Consider the following 16,519-nt stretch of genomic DNA (forward strand, 5'->3'; position numbering starts at 1 on the left):
TTATTCGCCCGGCGGGCGGCCTCGGTCGGTGATACTTGGACAGACCGGGCGGAGTACCAGCCGCACGGGCGGAGCTAGCAGCAGGAGTTCGCGTGGGAGTGGCCGGGCCGTTCGGGACCTCGACGATCAAGGCGCGCGTGGTGCGGCGTCCGCGCCGGGCCGGCCTGCTGGCCGCTGCCGGACTGCTCGCCGCGCTGACCGCGCTCTCCTCGTGCACCACCGGCGGTGCCACCGCCGCCGAGAACTCCAGCGCCGCGCAGCACACCACGGCGCCGGGCACGAGTGCCCCGGCCGATCCCGGCACCGCCGGCTCGTCCAGCTCGCGGCAGGACGGTGCGCCGCTGGCCGTCATCACCACCGCGTCCCTGGGCAAGGCAGTCAACCCGGTCACGCCGGTCACCGTCACCGCCACCGGCGGCACCCTCACCGCGGTCACCCTGCGCAACGCCGAAGGCAAGCGGGTGAGCGGCGTGATCGCCCCCGACGGCAGCAGCTGGAAGAACACCGAGGTCCTCGGCTACAGCAAGAGCTACTCGCTGTCGGCCACCGCGGTGAACGCCAGCGGCACCAAGACGGTCAAGCGGGCCTCGTTCACCACCCTCACTCCGGGCAACATGACGATGCCCTACCTGAACACCATCTACGGCTCCAGCCTCGAGAACGGGGCGACGTACGGCGTGGGCATGATCGCTGTCGTCAACTTCGACGAGCCGATCCCGAACCGCGCCGCGGCCGAGCGGGCGCTGCAGGTCACCACCACCCCGCACGTCGACGGCGCGTGGACGTGGCTGGACGACCACACCGCGCACTGGCGGCCGGAGAAGTACTACCCGCCCGGCACCACGGTCACCGTCAACGCGAAGGTCTACGGCGTCGAGGTCGGGCCCGGGCTGTACGGGCAGGCCGACCAGAAGGTGTCGTTCAAGATCGGCGCCAAGCAGATCGCGATCGCCAACGCCAAGACGCACAAGGTGCACGTGTACTTCAGCAACAAGCTGGTGCGCACGATGGACACGTCGATGGGCCAGGGCGGCTGGGTCGACGGCAAGAACGGCAAGATCTCGCTCTGGACGATGCCGGGCACGTACACCGTGATCGGCCACGAGAACCCGGCCACCATGTCGTCGGACAGCTACGGGCTGCCGGCGAACTCACCGTACGGCTACGCGCCGGAGAAGGTGCCGTTCGCGACCAAGATCAGCACCGACGGGATCTACCTGCACGAACTGGACAGCACGGTGGGGTATCAGGGGCACCAGAACGTCTCGCACGGCTGCCTGAACCTCAACTACAGCAACGCGAAGTGGTACTACAACACCTCCCGCGTCGGCGACCTGGTCAAGGTGGTGAACTCCGGCGGGCCGGCCATCAAGCTGTGGCAGGGCGGCGACTGGAGCGTGCCGTGGAGCAGCTGGCTCAAGGGCAGCGCGCTGCACTGAGCTCACCGGCAGCGCGCTGCACTGAGCTCACCGGCAGCGCGCTGCACTGAGTTCACCGGCAGCGCGGTCCGGTCTGTAACCTGCCGGTAACCGGACGAGAGCAGACTGGAGCGTCGTGGACCGTCAACAGGAGTTCGTGCTGCGCGCCCTCGAGGAGCGCCAGATCCGGTTCGTCCGGCTCTGGTTCACCGACGTGCTCGGAACGCTGAAGTCGGTGGCCGTGGCACCGGCCGAGCTGGACGGCGCGTTCGAGGAGGGCATCGGCTTCGACGGCTCGGCGATCGAGGGCTTCGCCCGCGCCAGCGAGAGCGACATGATCGCCCGTCCCGACCCGGCCACGTTCCAGATCCTGCCCGAACCGGACGGTTCGCCGGCCGACTCGGCGCGGATGTTCTGCGACATCCAGATGCCCGACGGCTCGCCGTCGTGGGCCGACCCGCGGTACGTGCTGCGGCGCCAACTGTCCAAGGCGGCCGAACTGGGCTTCACCTTCTACACGCACCCGGAGATCGAGTTCTTCCTGCTGAAGAACCGGCCCAGCGACGGCTCGGAGCCGCTGCCGATCGACAACGGCGGCTACTTCGACATGACCGCGCACGACACCGCCCACGACTTCCGCCGCGCAGCAGTCAGCGCGCTGGAGGGGTTGGGGATCTCGGTGGAGTTCAGCCACCACGAGGTCGCCCCCGGCCAGCAGGAGATCGACCTGCGCTACGCCGACGCGCTGTCGATGGCGGACAACATCATGACCTTCCGGCATGTGATCAAGGAGGTGGCGATCGCGCACGGTGCGCACGCCACCTTCATGCCCAAGCCGTTCCGGCTTCAGCCCGGCAGCGGTATGCACACCCACCTGTCGCTGTTCGAGGGCGACCGCAACGCCTTCCACGACGCCTCCGACGAGCTGTACCTGTCCAAGACCGCCAGGTCGTTCATCGCCGGCCTGCTCACCCATGCCCGCGAGATCACCGCCGTCACCAACCAGTGGGTCAACTCGTACAAGCGGCTCTGGGGCTTCGGCGGCCCGGGGCAGCTGGTCGAAGCGCCGACCTACGTGTGCTGGGGCCACGCCAACCGCTCGGCGCTGGTGCGAGTGCCCATGTACAAGCCGGGCAAGGCGAACTCGACCCGGGTCGAGCTGCGTTCGCTCGACTCGGCCTGCAACCCGTACCTCGCCTTCGCGCTGCTGCTCGCGGCGGGGATGAAGGGCATCGAGGCGGGTTACGAGCTACCGCCCGGGGCCGAGGACGACGTGTGGGCGCTGTCGGACACCGAACGCCGCGCGCTCGGCTACGACGAGTTGCCGCACAACCTCGCCGACGCGCTGCGGGCGATGGACTCCTCCGAGCTGGTCGCCGAGGCGCTGGGCGAGCACGTCTTCGACTTCTTCCTGCGCAACAAGCGCGAGGAGTGGACCGAGTACCGCGCCGAGGTCAGCCCGTTCGAGCTGCGCCGCTACCTGCCGACCCTCTGATTCGGGTTATTCCAGGCGGAGGATCTCGGCGGGCTTGGCGCGCTCGGCCAGCGCGTGCGTCGCCAACGACGCGGCCAGCACCACCGCGGCGGTGACCAGCGCCGTCAGAGCGAGGGTGGCGGCGGGCAGCACGAACGACATCGGCGGGGGAAGCGCCGGGTACACGTCCAGAGCCCGATAGATCACCCCGAACGCGGCGGCGCCCACGCCCGAACCGGCCAGCCAGCCGAAGCCGACCACCAGCACCAGCTCGAGCACGAGCGAGCGCACATGGGTCAGCTTCGACATGCCCATCCGGCGACTCAGCACGTACGAGACGGTGCGCCGGCGGGTTCGGGCGGCGAGGGCGAAGATGAGTCCGGCGATCGCGACAACCCCGATCAGCACCGCGAGCGCACGCAGGTAACCGAAGATCCAGGTCACCGGAAGCAGCCCGGTGGTCCCGATGACCACGTCCGAGGTGAGCTCGGTCAGCACGCTGAAGCCCTCCTGCTGCATCAGCGCGTACGCCGAGCCCAACTCCTTGTCCGACGTCCACCACTGGTTGAGCCGGTCGGCGTCCGGGTCGACGGACACCAGGGCGCTGGTCGGGACGACGATCATCGGCCGCGAGCCGTTGCGCAGCCCCGGGAACACCGCCGAGCGCGCCACGACGTCGAGCGGGATCGTGGTGCGGCGGATCGACACATTGCTCGCGTCCGTGCCGGCCGGGGCGTTCACCAGGATCGCGGGCACGTCGGCGCCGGCCGGCACCCCGTGCAGCTTGGCCACTGCCGCGCGCTGGCCGGAGTCGAGGAACGCGAAGTCGGCGAACGTCTTGGGGTCGATGCCCAGCACATACGCCTCGTGATTTCCGGGCAGGCGTGGCTCGGCCTGGAACACGGCCACCAGCGTGCCGCGTCCGCCGGTGGCGGGGTTGCTGTCGTGGACGCCGTAGACGGACAGCACGTGCTCGGCCCCGAGGTTGGTGCGGTACTTGGCGTCGACCTCGTGGCTGACCCCGTTGGTGACCGTGCTGCCGTAGGTGAGCAGGCAACACGGGAGCGCGGTGCCGACGATCAGGCCGACCACGACGGCGCGCGAGCCGGCCAGCCGGCGCAGCGCGAAGTAGCCGGCGACGCCGCGGCGGTGGGCGATGCGGCCGATCTTGGGCAAGAGCCAGGCGATGAGCCGGCCCGCCAACAGCAGCACCGCGGTGGAGCCCAGGATCGGGAACACGAACGCGAGGGGGCTGACCCGCACGATCGTGTGGTCGACGGTGACGCCCGAACCCGAGCGGATCAGGATGCCCATCCAGGCGGCGACCGCGAGCAGGCCCAGTTCCCATGGCACGAACCGCGGCCAACTGCGCGCCGAACCGATCGCCCTCTCGCGGCCGGACAGGCCGCCGATGACGCCGATCAGGGCCAGCCCGCCGACCAGCACCCCGACCGCGACGAGGAATCCGAGCAGCGGGGTGCCTGGCTCGAACACGGCCGCGGGGCCCACGGCACGAACCAGTCCCAGTGCCGCGAAGTAGCCGCCGGTGGTGCCGATCAGGGCGGGCAGCAGCGTCTCGAGCACCGCCTTGAAACCGAGCGCCACTGGGCCGACCCCGTGCGCCACCAGCAGCCGCACCTCGCGGGAGCGGTGCGTCGCCCAGAACACGCCCGCGCCGCCGATCAGCATCAGCGCGACCACGATGCCGGCGATGTCGATGGGCAGCACCGAGCCGCTGACGCCGTTGCGCGCGTGGTGCGCGATCTCGGTCTTGATCGGCAACTTGCTGCCGGCGTCGACAACGGCCCCGTACTGCGCCCCGATGAGGCCGGCGGCCTGCTGTGCCTCGGCTTGCGCCTTGTCATAGCCGCTGAGCGGAGTCACGGTCGTGGACAGGGGCGCGTACCACGACAGCAGCACCGGGCCGTCGCTCGCCGACGCCACGGTCGCTTCGTCGGCCAGCAGCATCGGCGCCTGCCGGTAGTTGATCGGTGTCGCCGCGATCGCCTGGTCCGACGCGGCTGTCGGCACGATCTGCGCCTTCCAGGTGCAGAAGAAGCGCGGCAGGTTGGCGAGCTTGAACGGGCTGGGTGCGAGGTCCTGGTAGATGCCGGCGACCCGGATCTTCGCTCCGCTGACGGTCGGCACCAGCTCTCCGGGCCGCGCGCCGATCTTGTTGGCGAACACGTCGGGGAACCAGGCTCCGGCGCCCGCACCCGCGACGGGCGTCAAGGTCCTGACGTGCTCGAGCGCGCCCTTGCGGTTCAGCAGGTGGACCGAGCTGTCCTGGATCCGCGACGAGCCCACCTCGGCGGTGTAGGGCGTGGGCAGGCCCTGGGACCGGAACCGGGCGGTACCGCCCGCCCGGACCCCGGCAAGTTGGCTGCCCGGGATGCTCGCGGTCGCGGACGGCAGGCTGGACTCCGGGCAGTCGGCCGCGGCCTGTGCCTGCAGGCTGGCAGTGCCGAGGGTGGACAGGAACAGCACGCCGGATGCCGCGGCGATCGCGAGCACCACAGCGGCGCCGACGATCGCGAGGAACACGCTCGGTCGCCTCAGCAGCAGCAGCGGCGCACGCGTCCACGGGCTGGTGCTCAGGACGCCGCCACGCGCCTGCGGACGCTCGTGCGTGCTCATCATGCCGGGACGCCGAGCACGCCGTCGGTCATCGCCAGCAGCCGGTCCGCGTGATCGAGCGCGTGCCGGTGGTGGCTGACCATGATGCAGGCGCCGCCGTCATCGGCGTATCCGCGGAACGAGGCGAGCACGACCTCGGCCCAACCGTGGTCTTGATGAGCGGTGGGCTCGTCGACCAGCAGCAGTCGCGGCCGTAGCAGCAGTGCCCGGGCGATCGACGTGCGCTGGCGTTCTCCCAACGACACCTGGTCCGGGAACCGTTGGGCCAGGTGGTCGATTCCAAGGCGCGTCATCAGCTCCGCGCCGCGCTCGGTGTACTCCTCGGTGCGCTTGATCAGTCGCGCCGGCAACAGCACGTTCTCCTTGATGGTGAGGTCCTCGAGCAGCCCGAGCGTCTGCGGAACCAGCGCGAGTTCGGACCACGGCAGGTCAATGGCCGCGCCGCCCACGTGCATGAGGTCGCCCGCTTCGGGGGTTTCCCAGCCGCAGAGCACCGCGAGCAGTGTGGACTTGCCGGACCCGGACGCGCCGGAGATGCCGAGGATCTCGCCGGGCGTGACCTCGACGTCCACGCCACGCAGCGCGTGCACCGTCTCGGCGTCGCGCCGGAACGACTTGTGCAGCGCGCTCGCGCGCACGACCGGACTCGGCTCGGCACTCACCATGACTCGACGATCCTCCCGTGGTCCAGCCGGAGCAGGTGATCGGCGCGGGCGATCACCCGCGGGTCGTGCGACGCGATCGCGATCGCGGCACCGGTGTCGCAGAGCACCCCGAAGCCGTCCAGCACCTGCTCGACCGCGACCGAATCCAGTTCTGCGGTCGGCTCGTCCGCCACGACGAACGGCGGCCGCGCGACCATGGCACACGCGATCGCCGTGCGCTGCTGCTCGCCGCCGGAGAGCCGGTGCGGGGTGTGGTCCAGGCGGTGGCCCAGGCCGAGCCGGCCGAGCATCTCGGCGACGTCGGCATCGCTCACCCGCTGCCCGCGCAGCCGCGCGTTCAGCCGCAACTGGTCCGCGGCGGTGAGGTATTCGACGAGGTTCTCGATCGGGTCGGCGAAGATGTAGGCGATCGAGTAGCGGCGCAGCCGGCGGCGCTCACGGGCGCCGGAGTTCGCGACCGACTGCCCGGCGATCTCCAGAGAGCCGGTGTCCGGACGGTCGACGCAGGCCAGGATCCGAAGCAGGGACGACTTGCCCGATCCGGACGGTCCGGCGATCACGGTCAGGCTGCCGCGCGGGAACTCCTTCTCGACGCGCTCGAGCGCCTGCACACGCTCGCGATCGACCCGGTACACCTTGCTGATGTTGTGGCAGAAGGCGCCCAGCTGAAGTGTCGTGATCGACATGACGCTCACTCTAAGGGAGCGTGCGCCCGCGATCGTGACCGCGCGAACCGACCGTTGCCGGATCGATAGGCTGGGGCGCATGAGCGGCGAGCGGTTGCTGATCCTGCAACTCGCCGCGTCCGATCCGCCCGGGCGGCTCGCCGACTGGCTCGCCGACGCCGGTCTGGACCCGGACATTCAGGACCTGTCGGCCGGTGGCGCGCTACCGGCCCACCTGACCGGTCATGCCGGTGTGCTGGTGCTCGGCGGGCCGATGGGTGCGGGTGACGACCAGCGGGCGCCGTACCTGCCGGCCGTGCGCGGGTTGCTGCGCGAGGCCGTCTCGCGGGAGGTGCCGGCGCTCGGGATCTGCCTCGGTGCGCAACTGCTCGCCGTCGCGCACGGCGGCCAGGTCGCCCGCAATCCGGACGGCCCCGAGCTGGGCGCGCAGCTCATCGCCAAACGGTCGGCGGCCGCGACCGACCCGCTGTTCGGCCCGATGCCGATCACGCCGGACGTCATCCAGTGGCACTACGACGCGATCACCAGGCTGCCGCCGGGCGCCGTTCAGCTCGCCGGCTCACCGACCTGCGAGAACCAGGCGTTCCGGCTCGGGCGCCTCGCCTGGGGCATCCAGTTCCACATCGAGACGACGCCGGACGTCGTCCGCGCCTGGGCGGCCGCGGACGCCGCCGAGCTGACCGGCTACGACCTCGAGCGGATCGTGCAGCGCGCCGCCGCCGTTCATGACGACGTCCTCGAGGTGTGGCGGCCGTTCGCCGCCGCGTTCGCGGAGGTGGTGCGCGCGCCGGAGCAGGTCGCGCCGCCGCGGGGGGTACGCACCTCGACCGCGGCACCGGTCACCGACCCGGCGGCGATCCGCGCGGCCCTGGCCGCCGAGGCGGCTGCGGCCAGCCGGCCCGGCGTGCTGCCGATGCCGGGCGTCCGTCCGCCCGACGATGAGTGAAGCGGCTGGCGGGCGCCGCGTCGGGCTGCGCCTGGCCCGGCTCTCGTTCACCGATCCAGCGGCGGCCGCGGACCTGCTGATCGCCGCACCGCTGTGCTGGTGGGACGCGGCGAGCAACGCGCCGACGGGCGAGGACGCTGCCGCCGTCGTCGCCGCGCTGGGCCGCACGGCAGATCCGGACGCTGCCCTGCGGGCGGTGGCCGCGATGGTGGGGGACCCGCGGGGGGAGCAGCTGCGGGACGCGTTGGGGCGAAGCGGCTCGTTGCGCGCCCGGCTGCTGAACCTGCTCGGTGCGTCCGCTGCGCTGGCCGAACATCTGATCGGGCACCCCGGGGACTGGCAGGCGCTGACGGGTGACTACGACGCCGCCGGTGTCCCCGGCCGGCTGACGACCGCAGCGACGGGTCCGGCCGCGGTCGACGTGTTGCGCGCCGCCTACCGGCGCGAGCTCGTCGCTATCGCCGGCCGGGATCTGGCGGGTGACCTCGATCTGCGCCAGGTCACCGCGGCGCTCGCCGACCTGGCCGGGCACACGCTTCAGGCCGCGCTCGACATCGCGTCGACCGGGCTGCCCGCGAGCGCCGAACCGTGCCGGCTGGCGATCATCGCGATGGGCAAGGCAGGCGGCCGCGAGCTGAACTACGTCTCGGACGTCGACGTCGTGTTCGTGGCCGAGCCGGGCGCGGACGAGGGCACCGCGGCCGACCCGGATCGTGCGCTGATCACCGCGGCCCACCTGGCGCGCGAGACCATGCGGATCTGCCACGCGGTCGCCTGGGAGGTCGACGCCGCGCTGCGTCCGGAGGGCAAGGACGGCCCGTTGGTGCGCACGCTGGCCAGCCACGAGAACTACTACCGGCGGTGGGCGAGCACCTGGGAGTTCCAGGCGCTGCTGAAGGCGCGCGCGGTGGCAGGTGACCGCGACCTGGGCGAGCGGTACGTGGCCACGATCGCGCCGTTCGTGTGGAGCGCCGCGGAGCGCGAGGATTTCGTCGCGGACGTGCGCGCCATGCGCACCAGGGTGGTGGAGCACCTGCCGCCGTCCATCGCACCGCGCGAGATCAAGCTCGGCCCCGGCGGGCTGCGGGACGTCGAGTTCGCGGTGCAGTTGCTGCAACTCGTGCACGGCCGCGGCGACGAGTCGCTGCGAGTGGGCGACACGCTCGGCGCCCTCGATGCGTTGCGCGACGGCGGTTACATCGGCCGCGACGACGCGCACAGCCTGATCGACGCCTACACCTTCCTGCGCGCCACCGAGCACCGGTTGCAGCTGCGCAAGCTGCGCCGCACCCACCTGATCCCGGAGCACGCGGCCGACCGCGCCTGGCTCGCCCTCGCGCTGGGCTACCGTGCCGACGCCCGCGGTGATGCCACCGCGGTGTGGGAGGCCGAGTGGGCGCTGCACGCACGCGAGGTGCGCCGGCTGCACGAAAAGCTGTTCTACCGGCCGTTGCTCGAAGCGGTCGCGCGGGTGCCGTCCGAAGCGCTGCGGCTGACGCCGCTGGAGGCCGGCCGCCGGCTCGCCGCGCTCGGCTTCGGCGATCCGTCCGGCGCGCTGAGGCACATCGAGGCGCTTACCGCCGGCCTCTCGCGGCGAGCCGTCCTGCAGCGCACCCTGCTGCCGGTGATGCTGTCCGAGTTCGCCGACGCGCCGGACCCGGACGGCGGCCTGCTCGCGTACCGGCGGATCTCCGAGGAACTCGGCAGCACGCACTGGTACCTGCGCCTGCTACGCGACGAAGGGGCGGTCGCTACCCGGCTCGCGCACCTGCTCGGCACCAGCCGGTACGTCGCGCGGCTGCTGACCCGCGCTCCCGAGGCGCTCACCCTGCTCGCGGATGACGAGGAGTTGCGCCCGCGCAGCCCCGCCGACGTGGCCCTCGAGATGAGCGAATCGGCCGCGCGTCAGGACGACGCCTCGGCATCCGTGGCGGTGGTCCGCGGGGTGCGCCGTCAGGAGCTGCTGCGCACCGCGTTCGCCGACCTGCTCGGCATGCTCGACGTGACGCAGGTGTGCTCGGCGGTCAGCGTGATCACCGACTCCACACTGGAGGCGGCGCTGCAGATCGCCACCCGCGCGGTCGCGGCCGAGCTCGGGCTCGACCGGCTGCCCGTCCGGTTCGCGGTGATCGCGATGGGACGCCTCGGTGGCGGGGAGGCCGGCTACGGGTCGGACGCCGACGTCATGTTCGTCTACGAAGACGTCGAGGAGCCGGCGACCGGTGACGGTGCCCGCGTGGCGCACGAGCTCGCCGGCCGGCTGCGGTCGCTGCTCGCCTCGCCGTCGTCCAGCGACCCGCCGATGGTGGTCGATGCCGACCTGCGCCCGGAGGGACGCAACGGTCCGCTGGTGCGCTCGCTGGCCTCGTACGAGCAGTACTACGCGCGCTGGTCCGAACCGTGGGAGGCCCAGGCCCTGCTGCGCGCCCGGCCCTTCGCCGGCGACATCGCGCTGAGGGAGCGCTTCACCGCGCTCATCGACCCGATCCGCTACCCGGCCGGCGGCCTGACCGCGCGGGAGCTGACCGAGATCCGGCGGGTGAAGGGCCGCATCGACAGCGAGCGGCTGCCCCGCGGCGCCGACCCGAACACGCATCTGAAGCTGGGGCGCGGCGGCCTGGCGGACGTGGAGTGGACGGTCCAGCTGCTGCAGTTGCAGCATGCGGGCGAGCTGCCCGCGCTGCGGACCGTGCGCACGGTCGACGCGCTCGGCGCAGCCGCCGGAGCCGGTTTGCTCGCCGCCGAGCAGGCCCGAGCGCTGCTGGACGCCTGGCGCGCGGCGACCCGGCTGCGCAACGCGATCGTGCTGGTCCGCGACAAGCCAGAGGACCAGCTGGCGCACCTGGGCGGCGCGCTGGCCGGCGTCGGCGCTGCGGCCGGTTACCCTGCCGGGTTCGACCCGGGGCAGGTGGTCGACGACTACCGGCGCGCGGCGCGGCGGGCCCGGGCCGTCGTGGAGCAGGTGTTCTACGGACCGCAGCGCTGAGCGGCGTCGCGGACCAGAGCAAGCCCGATCAGAGCAAGCCCGATCAGAGCGCGACGAGCAGCGTGCCGAGCGCGGCGAACGCCCAGCACCCGCCGGCCACGGTGAGCACGTTCCACAGCCGGTCGGCCGGCCGCGACGTGTGCCAGGCGAGACGGATCAGGACGACCGATGCCACCGCGACGCCGAGCACCGACAGCAGGTCGGCGACGGTGATGCCACGGTCCTGGCTGAGCACGAACAGCACGCTGCCCTCGAGCCGGTGGTCGGCCGACAGCCACGCGATGCTGAACAACAGCAGGCCGCAGGCGGGAACCGCGGAACGCCGGACGATGGTCGCGCCGAGGCAGAGCAGCAACCCGCAGAGAGTGATGAGCGCAGCAGCCATGGTGACGAGTGATCGATGCCGGGATCAGGGCTGCGGCGTGCTCGGGGTGGTGGGCCCGGTCGCGTGCTCGCGAGCGTCCTCGGTCAGCGAGAAGTCCGGCGCGTCCAGCGGCGGCGTGAACGCGCCGTGCCCCGACAGCAGCCATTGGATGGCGAAGCCGACGCCGAGCACGAGCGCGCCGCCGACCGCGTCGATCACGAAGTGGTTCGCGGTGCCGACGATGACCAGGAGCGTTCCTACCGGGTACAGCAGGCCGAGGACGCGCACCCAGCGCCGCCAGGCGCAGGCCCAGATCGCGATGCCGCACCACATCGCCCACGCGATGTGCAGGCTCGGCATCGCGGCGTACTGGTTGGAGTGCTGGGCGACCGACGGATCGGCCAGCGAACCCCAGGTGTGGAACTTGGCGAGCGTGTCGACGTAGTCGAAGTTGGGCAGCAGCCGCGGCGGTGCCAGCGGGTACAGGTAGAAGCCGAGCAGACCGAGCAGCGTGGACGCGACCAGCACCGAGCGCGCGCCGCGGTAGACGTGCGAGCGCTTGCGGAACAGCCACACCATCACCGCGATCGTCACGATGAAGTGCAGCGTCGCGTAGTAGTAGTCCATCACCTGCGCGAGCCACTCGGTGGCCGCGACGAAGTGGTTGAACGACAGCTCGAAGTTCAGGTGCAGGACGTCCTGCAGGTGCTGCACGGAATGCCCGTGCCGGAGGGCGATCTCCGCCTGTTCCGGCACCGCGTTGCGGCCGATCGTGTAGAGCCAGTAGCCGATGGCGATGATCGCCAACTCCTGCCACCACACCGGCCGCCGCCAGCGGAGCATCCGGTGGGGGAGGAGGCCGGTGAAACCGCGGCGGTTCTGTGCGGCGGCAGTGTCCGTGGACGGCTGCACTGCGACCATGCCGCAATCATCGCACCCGGTACCGTCGCATTTGCGGCACAGCACGGCGCGTCCTCAGTTACCGCCGGTGCCGCGTACGCGGGCCAGCAGGTCGGCGACCGCCTCGCGGACGCAGGCGGCGGTGTCGCGCTGTGCACGCTGGCCGAAGCGGGCGGTCAGGTCCACGACGTCCGCCCCGCCGACGCTCGTCCCGCGGGCCACCTGCCCGGCAACGACGGCGACCGGGCGGCCCACCTTGCGGCACAGCGCGACGACGCCGCCTACCGCCTTGCCGGACAGGCTGGTCGGGTCGAGCTTGCCCTCGCCGGTGACGACCAGGTCGGCGGCCGCGATCTTCGCCGCCAGGTCGAGGTGGTTGGCGACCAGGTCGAAACCGGGTACGACCGACGCCCCGAGTGCCGCGAGGCCGCCGGCAAGCCCGCCGGCCGCTCCGGATCCCGCGATCGCGCCGACGTCGATCCCGAACTCGTCGCGGTACCGCGCGGCCAACTCGTCCAAACGTTCGGTGAGCGCGGCGACCTGGCCGGGATCGGCGCCCTTCTGCGGCGCGAACACCTCGGCGGCGTCGCGGAACCGGGTGGTGACGTCGGTGGCGACGCGAACCGTGTAGCCGCGCGTGCCGTCGAGCGGGGCGTACTTGCGCAACACGTCCAGCGCACCGAGCCCGCCGTCCGTGGTGACCGACCCGCCCGCGCCGACGATGACGTCGGTGGCACCCGCCCGGATCGCGGCCGCGATCAACTCGCCGGTGCCGGTGGTGGTTGCCGTCGTCGGGTCGTGGTCGTCCCCGGCCACGGGCTGGCCGGACGCGAGCGCCATCTCGATCACCGCGCGGGCGCCGTCGAGCAGCCACTGTGCCGTCACCGGCGCGCCGGACGGGCCGGTGACCTCGGTGTCCCGGTTGGCGCCGCCGAAGCAGTCCAGCAGGCCCTCGCCGCCGTCGGCGATGGGGGCGCGGTCGCTGTCCCATCCCAGGTCGGCAGCCGCCGCGACGACGGCATCGGCGACCTCGGTGGCGGTTGCGGTGCCCCGGAACTTGTCCGGGAGGGCGAGCACGCGCATCCGCCGATTGTGCAGCACACCCCGCCCGGAGCGGAGTCCGGGCGGGGTGCCCGTCGCGCGGAGTGGATCAGGTCAGTCGCAGTGCCCGGCCCATGGTGGCGAACAGGTCGGTCTGATTGGTCACGCCGAGCACGTTGGCCGCCTGCGGTCCCTTCGCCGCGATGCGGACTTCGGTGCCGGTGTGCTGCTGCGAGCCGGTGATGTCGGCGGTCGCGTAGCTGACGGTCATGTCCGCACCGTCTTGGGTGCGCAGCGTTGCCGTGTAGCCCTTCGTGGTGCTACCGGTCTCGACGATCTGGCTGGTGTGGCCGTGATCGGCGGTGACGACGACGAGCGTGTCCGGGTGTGAGCGCTGGTAGTTCAGCGCCGCGCGCACGGCCTTGTCGAACTCGACCGTCTCACCGATCTGGCCGCACGGGTTCGCCGCGTGGTCCTGCTTGTCGATCGAGGCGCCCTCGATCTGCAGGAAGAAGCCCTTGCGCGAACCGGCCGAGGCCTTGTCGAGCAGCGAGATCGCCTTGCTCGCCATGTCCGACAGGTGCGGCTGCGATGCGGCGCGCGCGGTGTTCACGGTGCACCGGCTACTGGCGGTCCCGGTGCTGGTGGGCTTGGGGCCGGCCCACTCCAGGTCCATGTTGTTCTTCGCGAACGTGCCGAGAAGCGGCTTGCCCGGCCTGATCGACCTGATCTTCGCCAGCCCCGCGGCGTCGGTCGCGATCTGGTAGTCGTTCACCTGGGCCTGCTGCAGGACGCTCAACCCGCGGTACCGGCCGGCCTGGACGGTCTGGTCGAAGTACTGCTTGCCGCCGCCGAGCATGACGTCCGGGGCGAGCGCGACCATCTGCTCGGCGATGGATCCGGCGCCGCCGTTCTGCTTGGCGTTGACCGCGCACGCTGCCATCGACTGCGGGCCCTTGCAGTCGCGGCTCACGACGTGCGAGGCGAGCACGGCCGGTGTGGCGTCCTGCAACTCGGCGGTCGTGACGTCGCCGGTGCGGTAGCCGGCGCGCTTGGCCAGTTCCAGGATCGTGGTGACCGGTTTGCCGTTGGGCAACACGGAGATGGCGCCGTTGTACGTCTTGTGCCCGGTGGCCCACCCGGTGCCGGAGGCGGCGGAGTCGGTGACGTAGTCGGGCAAGCGCGGGTTGTCCTTCTGGACCGCGTAGGTGGTGTACTCGCCGGTCATCGGCAGCGTGTCCATCGCCAGGCGGCCGTTCGCGCCGACCTGGTAGTTGCGGGCGATGGTGATCTCACTGTCGCCCATGCCGTCGCCGATCAGCAGGATCACGTTGCGGGCCTTGCCGCCGATCACCTGCTTGCGCAACTCGCCGGTACGGTCACTCGCGTTGCTGCCTGCGTAGGCGAGCGCCGGGATCGCGACGGCTGCAGCCGCGATGGTCGCCGTGATCGCCAGCTTGGCCCGGCGGCGATGCGTGCTTGTCATGCAGACTCCCCTTGTTCAGTGGATGGTGAGGACGCTGCACACGCAATCAGTCGTGGACGTCGCCGGGCGGACGCCGACGTTTAGCGGTAGTGGCCGCTCGATGAACGTCGAGAGTGAACGACCGTCCTGCGATCGCGGGCCCAGGACCCCGCAATCGCATGTCGGAGCGGTAGATCAGGACGACCCGGTGGCGTGATCCGTGCTCTGATCGAATGTGACCCGCCGTCAGAGCCGAGCTGCGGATCGTTCGGTCTCCCGCCAGAGCCGGGCGGCGGTCGCCGTGTCGTAGGAGGCGTCGGAGGATCTGACGGGGCTGAACCGGTTGTAGTAAGCGCCGCCGTTGATGCCGGCGGCGGTCGCGAGGTGGACGAGCGGTTCTGCACCCTTGCGTGCGGAGAGGGAGATGGCGTGCATGGCGGCGACGCGGATCCGCGGGAAGTGGCGGCCAAGGTCGGTGCGGACCATGCCGGGGTGCACGGCGACGACGGTAAGTTCAGGATGCCGGCGCTGAAACTCGTAGCTGTCGAGCAGGTTGGCGAGCTTGCTGCGGCTGTAGGTCAGGAAGGGGTCGTAGCCGCGTTCGCAGTTCAGGTCGGTGAAGTCGATCTCGACCGGTGCCGTGCCGAACAGCGCCGCCCGGTGGCCTTCTGAGTTGACGTGCACGACCCGCCCGTCGCCTCGTCGCAGCAGCGGCAGCAGTTCGCGGGTGAGCCGGTGGGGCGCGAGGTGGTGCACGGCGCGATTGAGTTCGACGCCCTCGTCGCTGAGCTGCCGGTCGGGCAGCATCAGCCCGGCGTTGTTGATCAGCGTGTCGAGGTGGTCGGCGCTGGCCGTGATCGCGGCGACGCGCGGGACACGCCGGTCGCAGTAGCCACGTCGGCGGTGATGACGGTCGCGGAGGGGAGTTCGCCGCGCAGGTGCTCGGTGCGGCTCGGGTTGCGGCCGATGAGGACGAGACGGTGGCCCTCGGCGGCAAGCCGGCGGGCCGCCTGGTGCCCAAGGCCCGAGGTCGCGCCGACGACCACGATCGTCCGAGCCGGGCTGCCGCTCATCGGGCGCTGGCGGGAGTCGTGCGGCGCAGCCCGAACACGGTGGTGAGCAGGCGCTCCCGCAGTCCGGCCGGCAGGTGGGCGAGCACGCCGAACAATGCGACCCCCTTGCCCGCGGCGTAGTGGCGTTTCGGTCGGCGGGCACCGACGGCCTTGACGATGACCTTCGCGACCGGCTCGACCTGGCCGAGCTTCTGCTTGGCGGCGGCGGCGCCGAACGCCGCGAGTTGGTTGCGGTAGAGCGCGGCCCGGTCCGGGTCGGCGGCGGCCAGCCAGGTGCGCATGTCCGTCTCAGCCTTGGCGAAGATCTCGGTCTGCGTCCCGCCGGGTTCGACGACAACCACCGGGATGCTCCACGCGGCGAGCTCGAGGCGCAGCGCGTCTGACAGCGACGCCACCGCCGCCTTGCTCGCACCGATCGGCGCCATGAACGGCACCGCGACCCGGGCCGTCGGAGCGCTGATGTTGATCAACCGGCCTGACCCTGCCCGCAAGAGCGGCAAGAATGCCTGCGCCACGTAGGCCGGACCGAAGGTGTTCACCTCGAACTGGCGCCGCAGCTGCTCCGGCGGGATCAGTTCGAGCGGACCCTGCACGATCAGCCCGGCGTTATTGATCACAGCGGACAGGCCGGCGGCCCCGACGTGCGCGCTGACCTGCTCGGTCGCCGCGGCGACACTGTGCGGGTCGCTGACGTCGATCGGCACCAGCCGGACATCGGCAAGCTGCTCGAGCGTCCCGACGTCCTTGTGCACGCCGGCATACACCGTGTAGCCGGCGGCGACCAGCAGGCGGGTTGTCGCCGCGCCGACGCCGGCGGCAGCGCCAGTGATGAATACGTTGCCCAGGTGGGGCCGGGTCATGACC

General features: G+C 71.6%; 14 protein-coding genes. 4 read left to right on the forward strand and 10 right to left on the reverse strand.

The window, feature by feature from the left end; genetic code table 11:
* Nucleotides 1–92: 92 nt before the first annotated feature.
* Both M6B22_RS18770 and glnA read left to right on the forward strand, forming a co-directional pair.
* Nucleotides 93–1,439 (forward strand): L,D-transpeptidase, encoded by a 1,347-nt coding sequence (locus M6B22_RS18770; RefSeq protein ID WP_269443100.1) that lies wholly within the window; start codon nucleotides 93–95, stop codon nucleotides 1,437–1,439.
* A gap of 115 nt (nucleotides 1,440–1,554) precedes the next feature.
* Entirely contained in the window at nucleotides 1,555–2,913 is a 1,359-nt protein-coding gene (gene glnA, locus M6B22_RS18775; protein WP_269443101.1) for a type I glutamate--ammonia ligase, read from the forward strand.
* Nucleotides 2,914–2,919: 6 nt separating this feature from the next.
* Here the strand turns inward: glnA and M6B22_RS18780 are convergent, their stop codons facing one another.
* From M6B22_RS18780 to M6B22_RS18790, 3 genes are read right to left on the reverse strand one after another with little or no spacing between them, the layout of a single operon-like run.
* Nucleotides 2,920–5,532, reverse strand: coding sequence for an FtsX-like permease family protein (locus M6B22_RS18780; RefSeq protein ID WP_269443102.1), 2,613 nt, complete (start codon nucleotides 5,530–5,532; stop codon nucleotides 2,920–2,922).
* Entirely contained in the window at nucleotides 5,529–6,194 is a 666-nt protein-coding gene (locus M6B22_RS18785; protein ID WP_269443103.1) for an ABC transporter ATP-binding protein, read from the reverse strand. Before M6B22_RS18785 ends, M6B22_RS18780 begins: the two co-directional genes overlap by 4 nt.
* Nucleotides 6,188–6,880 carry an ABC transporter ATP-binding protein gene (locus M6B22_RS18790; RefSeq protein WP_269443104.1) on the reverse strand — a complete coding sequence of 231 codons (693 nt, stop codon included), beginning with the start codon at nucleotides 6,878–6,880 and terminating at the stop codon, nucleotides 6,188–6,190. Before M6B22_RS18790 ends, M6B22_RS18785 begins: the two co-directional genes overlap by 7 nt.
* A 79-nt stretch (nucleotides 6,881–6,959) precedes the next feature.
* Between M6B22_RS18790 and M6B22_RS18795 the strand changes: the two genes are divergently transcribed.
* Nucleotides 6,960–7,826, forward strand: a complete 867-nt coding sequence (locus tag M6B22_RS18795; RefSeq protein ID WP_269443105.1) for a type 1 glutamine amidotransferase — start codon at nucleotides 6,960–6,962, stop codon at nucleotides 7,824–7,826.
* Entirely contained in the window at nucleotides 7,819–10,812 is a 2,994-nt protein-coding gene (locus tag M6B22_RS18800) for a bifunctional [glutamine synthetase] adenylyltransferase/[glutamine synthetase]-adenylyl-L-tyrosine phosphorylase (RefSeq protein WP_269443106.1), read from the forward strand. The genes M6B22_RS18795 and M6B22_RS18800 overlap by 8 nt, the downstream gene beginning before the upstream one ends.
* A gap of 43 nt (nucleotides 10,813–10,855) precedes the next feature.
* Here the strand turns inward: M6B22_RS18800 and M6B22_RS18805 are convergent, their stop codons facing one another.
* The 7 genes from M6B22_RS18805 to M6B22_RS18835 form a co-directional block, all read right to left on the reverse strand.
* Complete coding sequence (locus tag M6B22_RS18805; protein ID WP_269443107.1) at nucleotides 10,856–11,197, reverse strand: hypothetical protein; 342 nt, start codon at nucleotides 11,195–11,197, stop codon at nucleotides 10,856–10,858.
* A gap of 24 nt (nucleotides 11,198–11,221) precedes the next feature.
* Nucleotides 11,222–12,097: a phosphatase PAP2 family protein gene (locus tag M6B22_RS18810; RefSeq protein WP_269443108.1), complete on the reverse strand. Its 876-nt coding sequence runs from the start codon at nucleotides 12,095–12,097 to the stop codon at nucleotides 11,222–11,224.
* A 54-nt stretch (nucleotides 12,098–12,151) separates the two neighbouring features.
* Entirely contained in the window at nucleotides 12,152–13,159 is a 1,008-nt protein-coding gene (locus M6B22_RS18815; RefSeq protein WP_269443109.1) for a glycerate kinase, read from the reverse strand.
* 67 nt (nucleotides 13,160–13,226) lie between these two features.
* The gene (gene phoA / locus M6B22_RS18820; protein ID WP_269443110.1) at nucleotides 13,227–14,603 is read right to left on the reverse strand and encodes an alkaline phosphatase; all 1,377 of its coding nucleotides are present in this window, start codon (nucleotides 14,601–14,603) and stop codon (nucleotides 13,227–13,229) included.
* Between the two features lie 225 nt (nucleotides 14,604–14,828).
* A complete protein-coding gene (locus tag M6B22_RS18825) occupies nucleotides 14,829–15,389 on the reverse strand; it encodes a Rossmann-fold NAD(P)-binding domain-containing protein (RefSeq protein ID WP_269443111.1) in 561 nt (186 codons plus the stop codon).
* Between the two features lie 17 nt (nucleotides 15,390–15,406).
* Nucleotides 15,407–15,655: an SDR family NAD(P)-dependent oxidoreductase gene (locus tag M6B22_RS18830; RefSeq protein ID WP_269443112.1), complete on the reverse strand. Its 249-nt coding sequence runs from the start codon at nucleotides 15,653–15,655 to the stop codon at nucleotides 15,407–15,409.
* A complete protein-coding gene (locus M6B22_RS18835) occupies nucleotides 15,652–16,515 on the reverse strand; it encodes an SDR family NAD(P)-dependent oxidoreductase (protein ID WP_269443113.1) in 864 nt (287 codons plus the stop codon). The genes M6B22_RS18830 and M6B22_RS18835 overlap by 4 nt, the downstream gene beginning before the upstream one ends.
* Nucleotides 16,516–16,519: the final 4 nt, after the last annotated feature.

Source organism: Jatrophihabitans cynanchi, assembly GCF_027247405.1.
GTDB lineage: Bacteria > Actinomycetota > Actinomycetes > Mycobacteriales > Jatrophihabitantaceae > Jatrophihabitans_B > Jatrophihabitans_B cynanchi.

Bases quoted from the DNA above. Each gene is read 5' to 3' on its own strand.
- M6B22_RS18830 (WP_269443112.1), bottom strand. From the start codon at position 15,655: ATGAGCGGCAGCCCGGCTCGGACGATCGTGGTCGTCGGCGCGACCTCG.
- M6B22_RS18800 (WP_269443106.1), top strand. From the start codon at position 7,819: ATGAGTGAAGCGGCTGGCGGGCGCCGCGTCGGGCTGCGCCTGGCCCGG.
- M6B22_RS18795 (WP_269443105.1), top strand. From the start codon at position 6,960: ATGAGCGGCGAGCGGTTGCTGATCCTGCAACTCGCCGCGTCCGATCCG.
- M6B22_RS18835 (WP_269443113.1), bottom strand. From the start codon at position 16,515: ATGACCCGGCCCCACCTGGGCAACGTATTCATCACTGGCGCTGCCGCC.
- M6B22_RS18805 (WP_269443107.1), bottom strand. From the start codon at position 11,197: ATGGCTGCTGCGCTCATCACTCTCTGCGGGTTGCTGCTCTGCCTCGGC.
- M6B22_RS18785 (WP_269443103.1), bottom strand. From the start codon at position 6,194: ATGGTGAGTGCCGAGCCGAGTCCGGTCGTGCGCGCGAGCGCGCTGCAC.
- M6B22_RS18825 (WP_269443111.1), bottom strand. From the start codon at position 15,389: ATGCTGCCCGACCGGCAGCTCAGCGACGAGGGCGTCGAACTCAATCGC.
- phoA (WP_269443110.1), bottom strand. From the start codon at position 14,603: ATGACAAGCACGCATCGCCGCCGGGCCAAGCTGGCGATCACGGCGACC.
- M6B22_RS18780 (WP_269443102.1), bottom strand. From the start codon at position 5,532: ATGATGAGCACGCACGAGCGTCCGCAGGCGCGTGGCGGCGTCCTGAGC.
- M6B22_RS18815 (WP_269443109.1), bottom strand. From the start codon at position 13,159: ATGCGCGTGCTCGCCCTCCCGGACAAGTTCCGGGGCACCGCAACCGCC.
- M6B22_RS18810 (WP_269443108.1), bottom strand. From the start codon at position 12,097: ATGGTCGCAGTGCAGCCGTCCACGGACACTGCCGCCGCACAGAACCGC.
- M6B22_RS18790 (WP_269443104.1), bottom strand. From the start codon at position 6,880: ATGTCGATCACGACACTTCAGCTGGGCGCCTTCTGCCACAACATCAGC.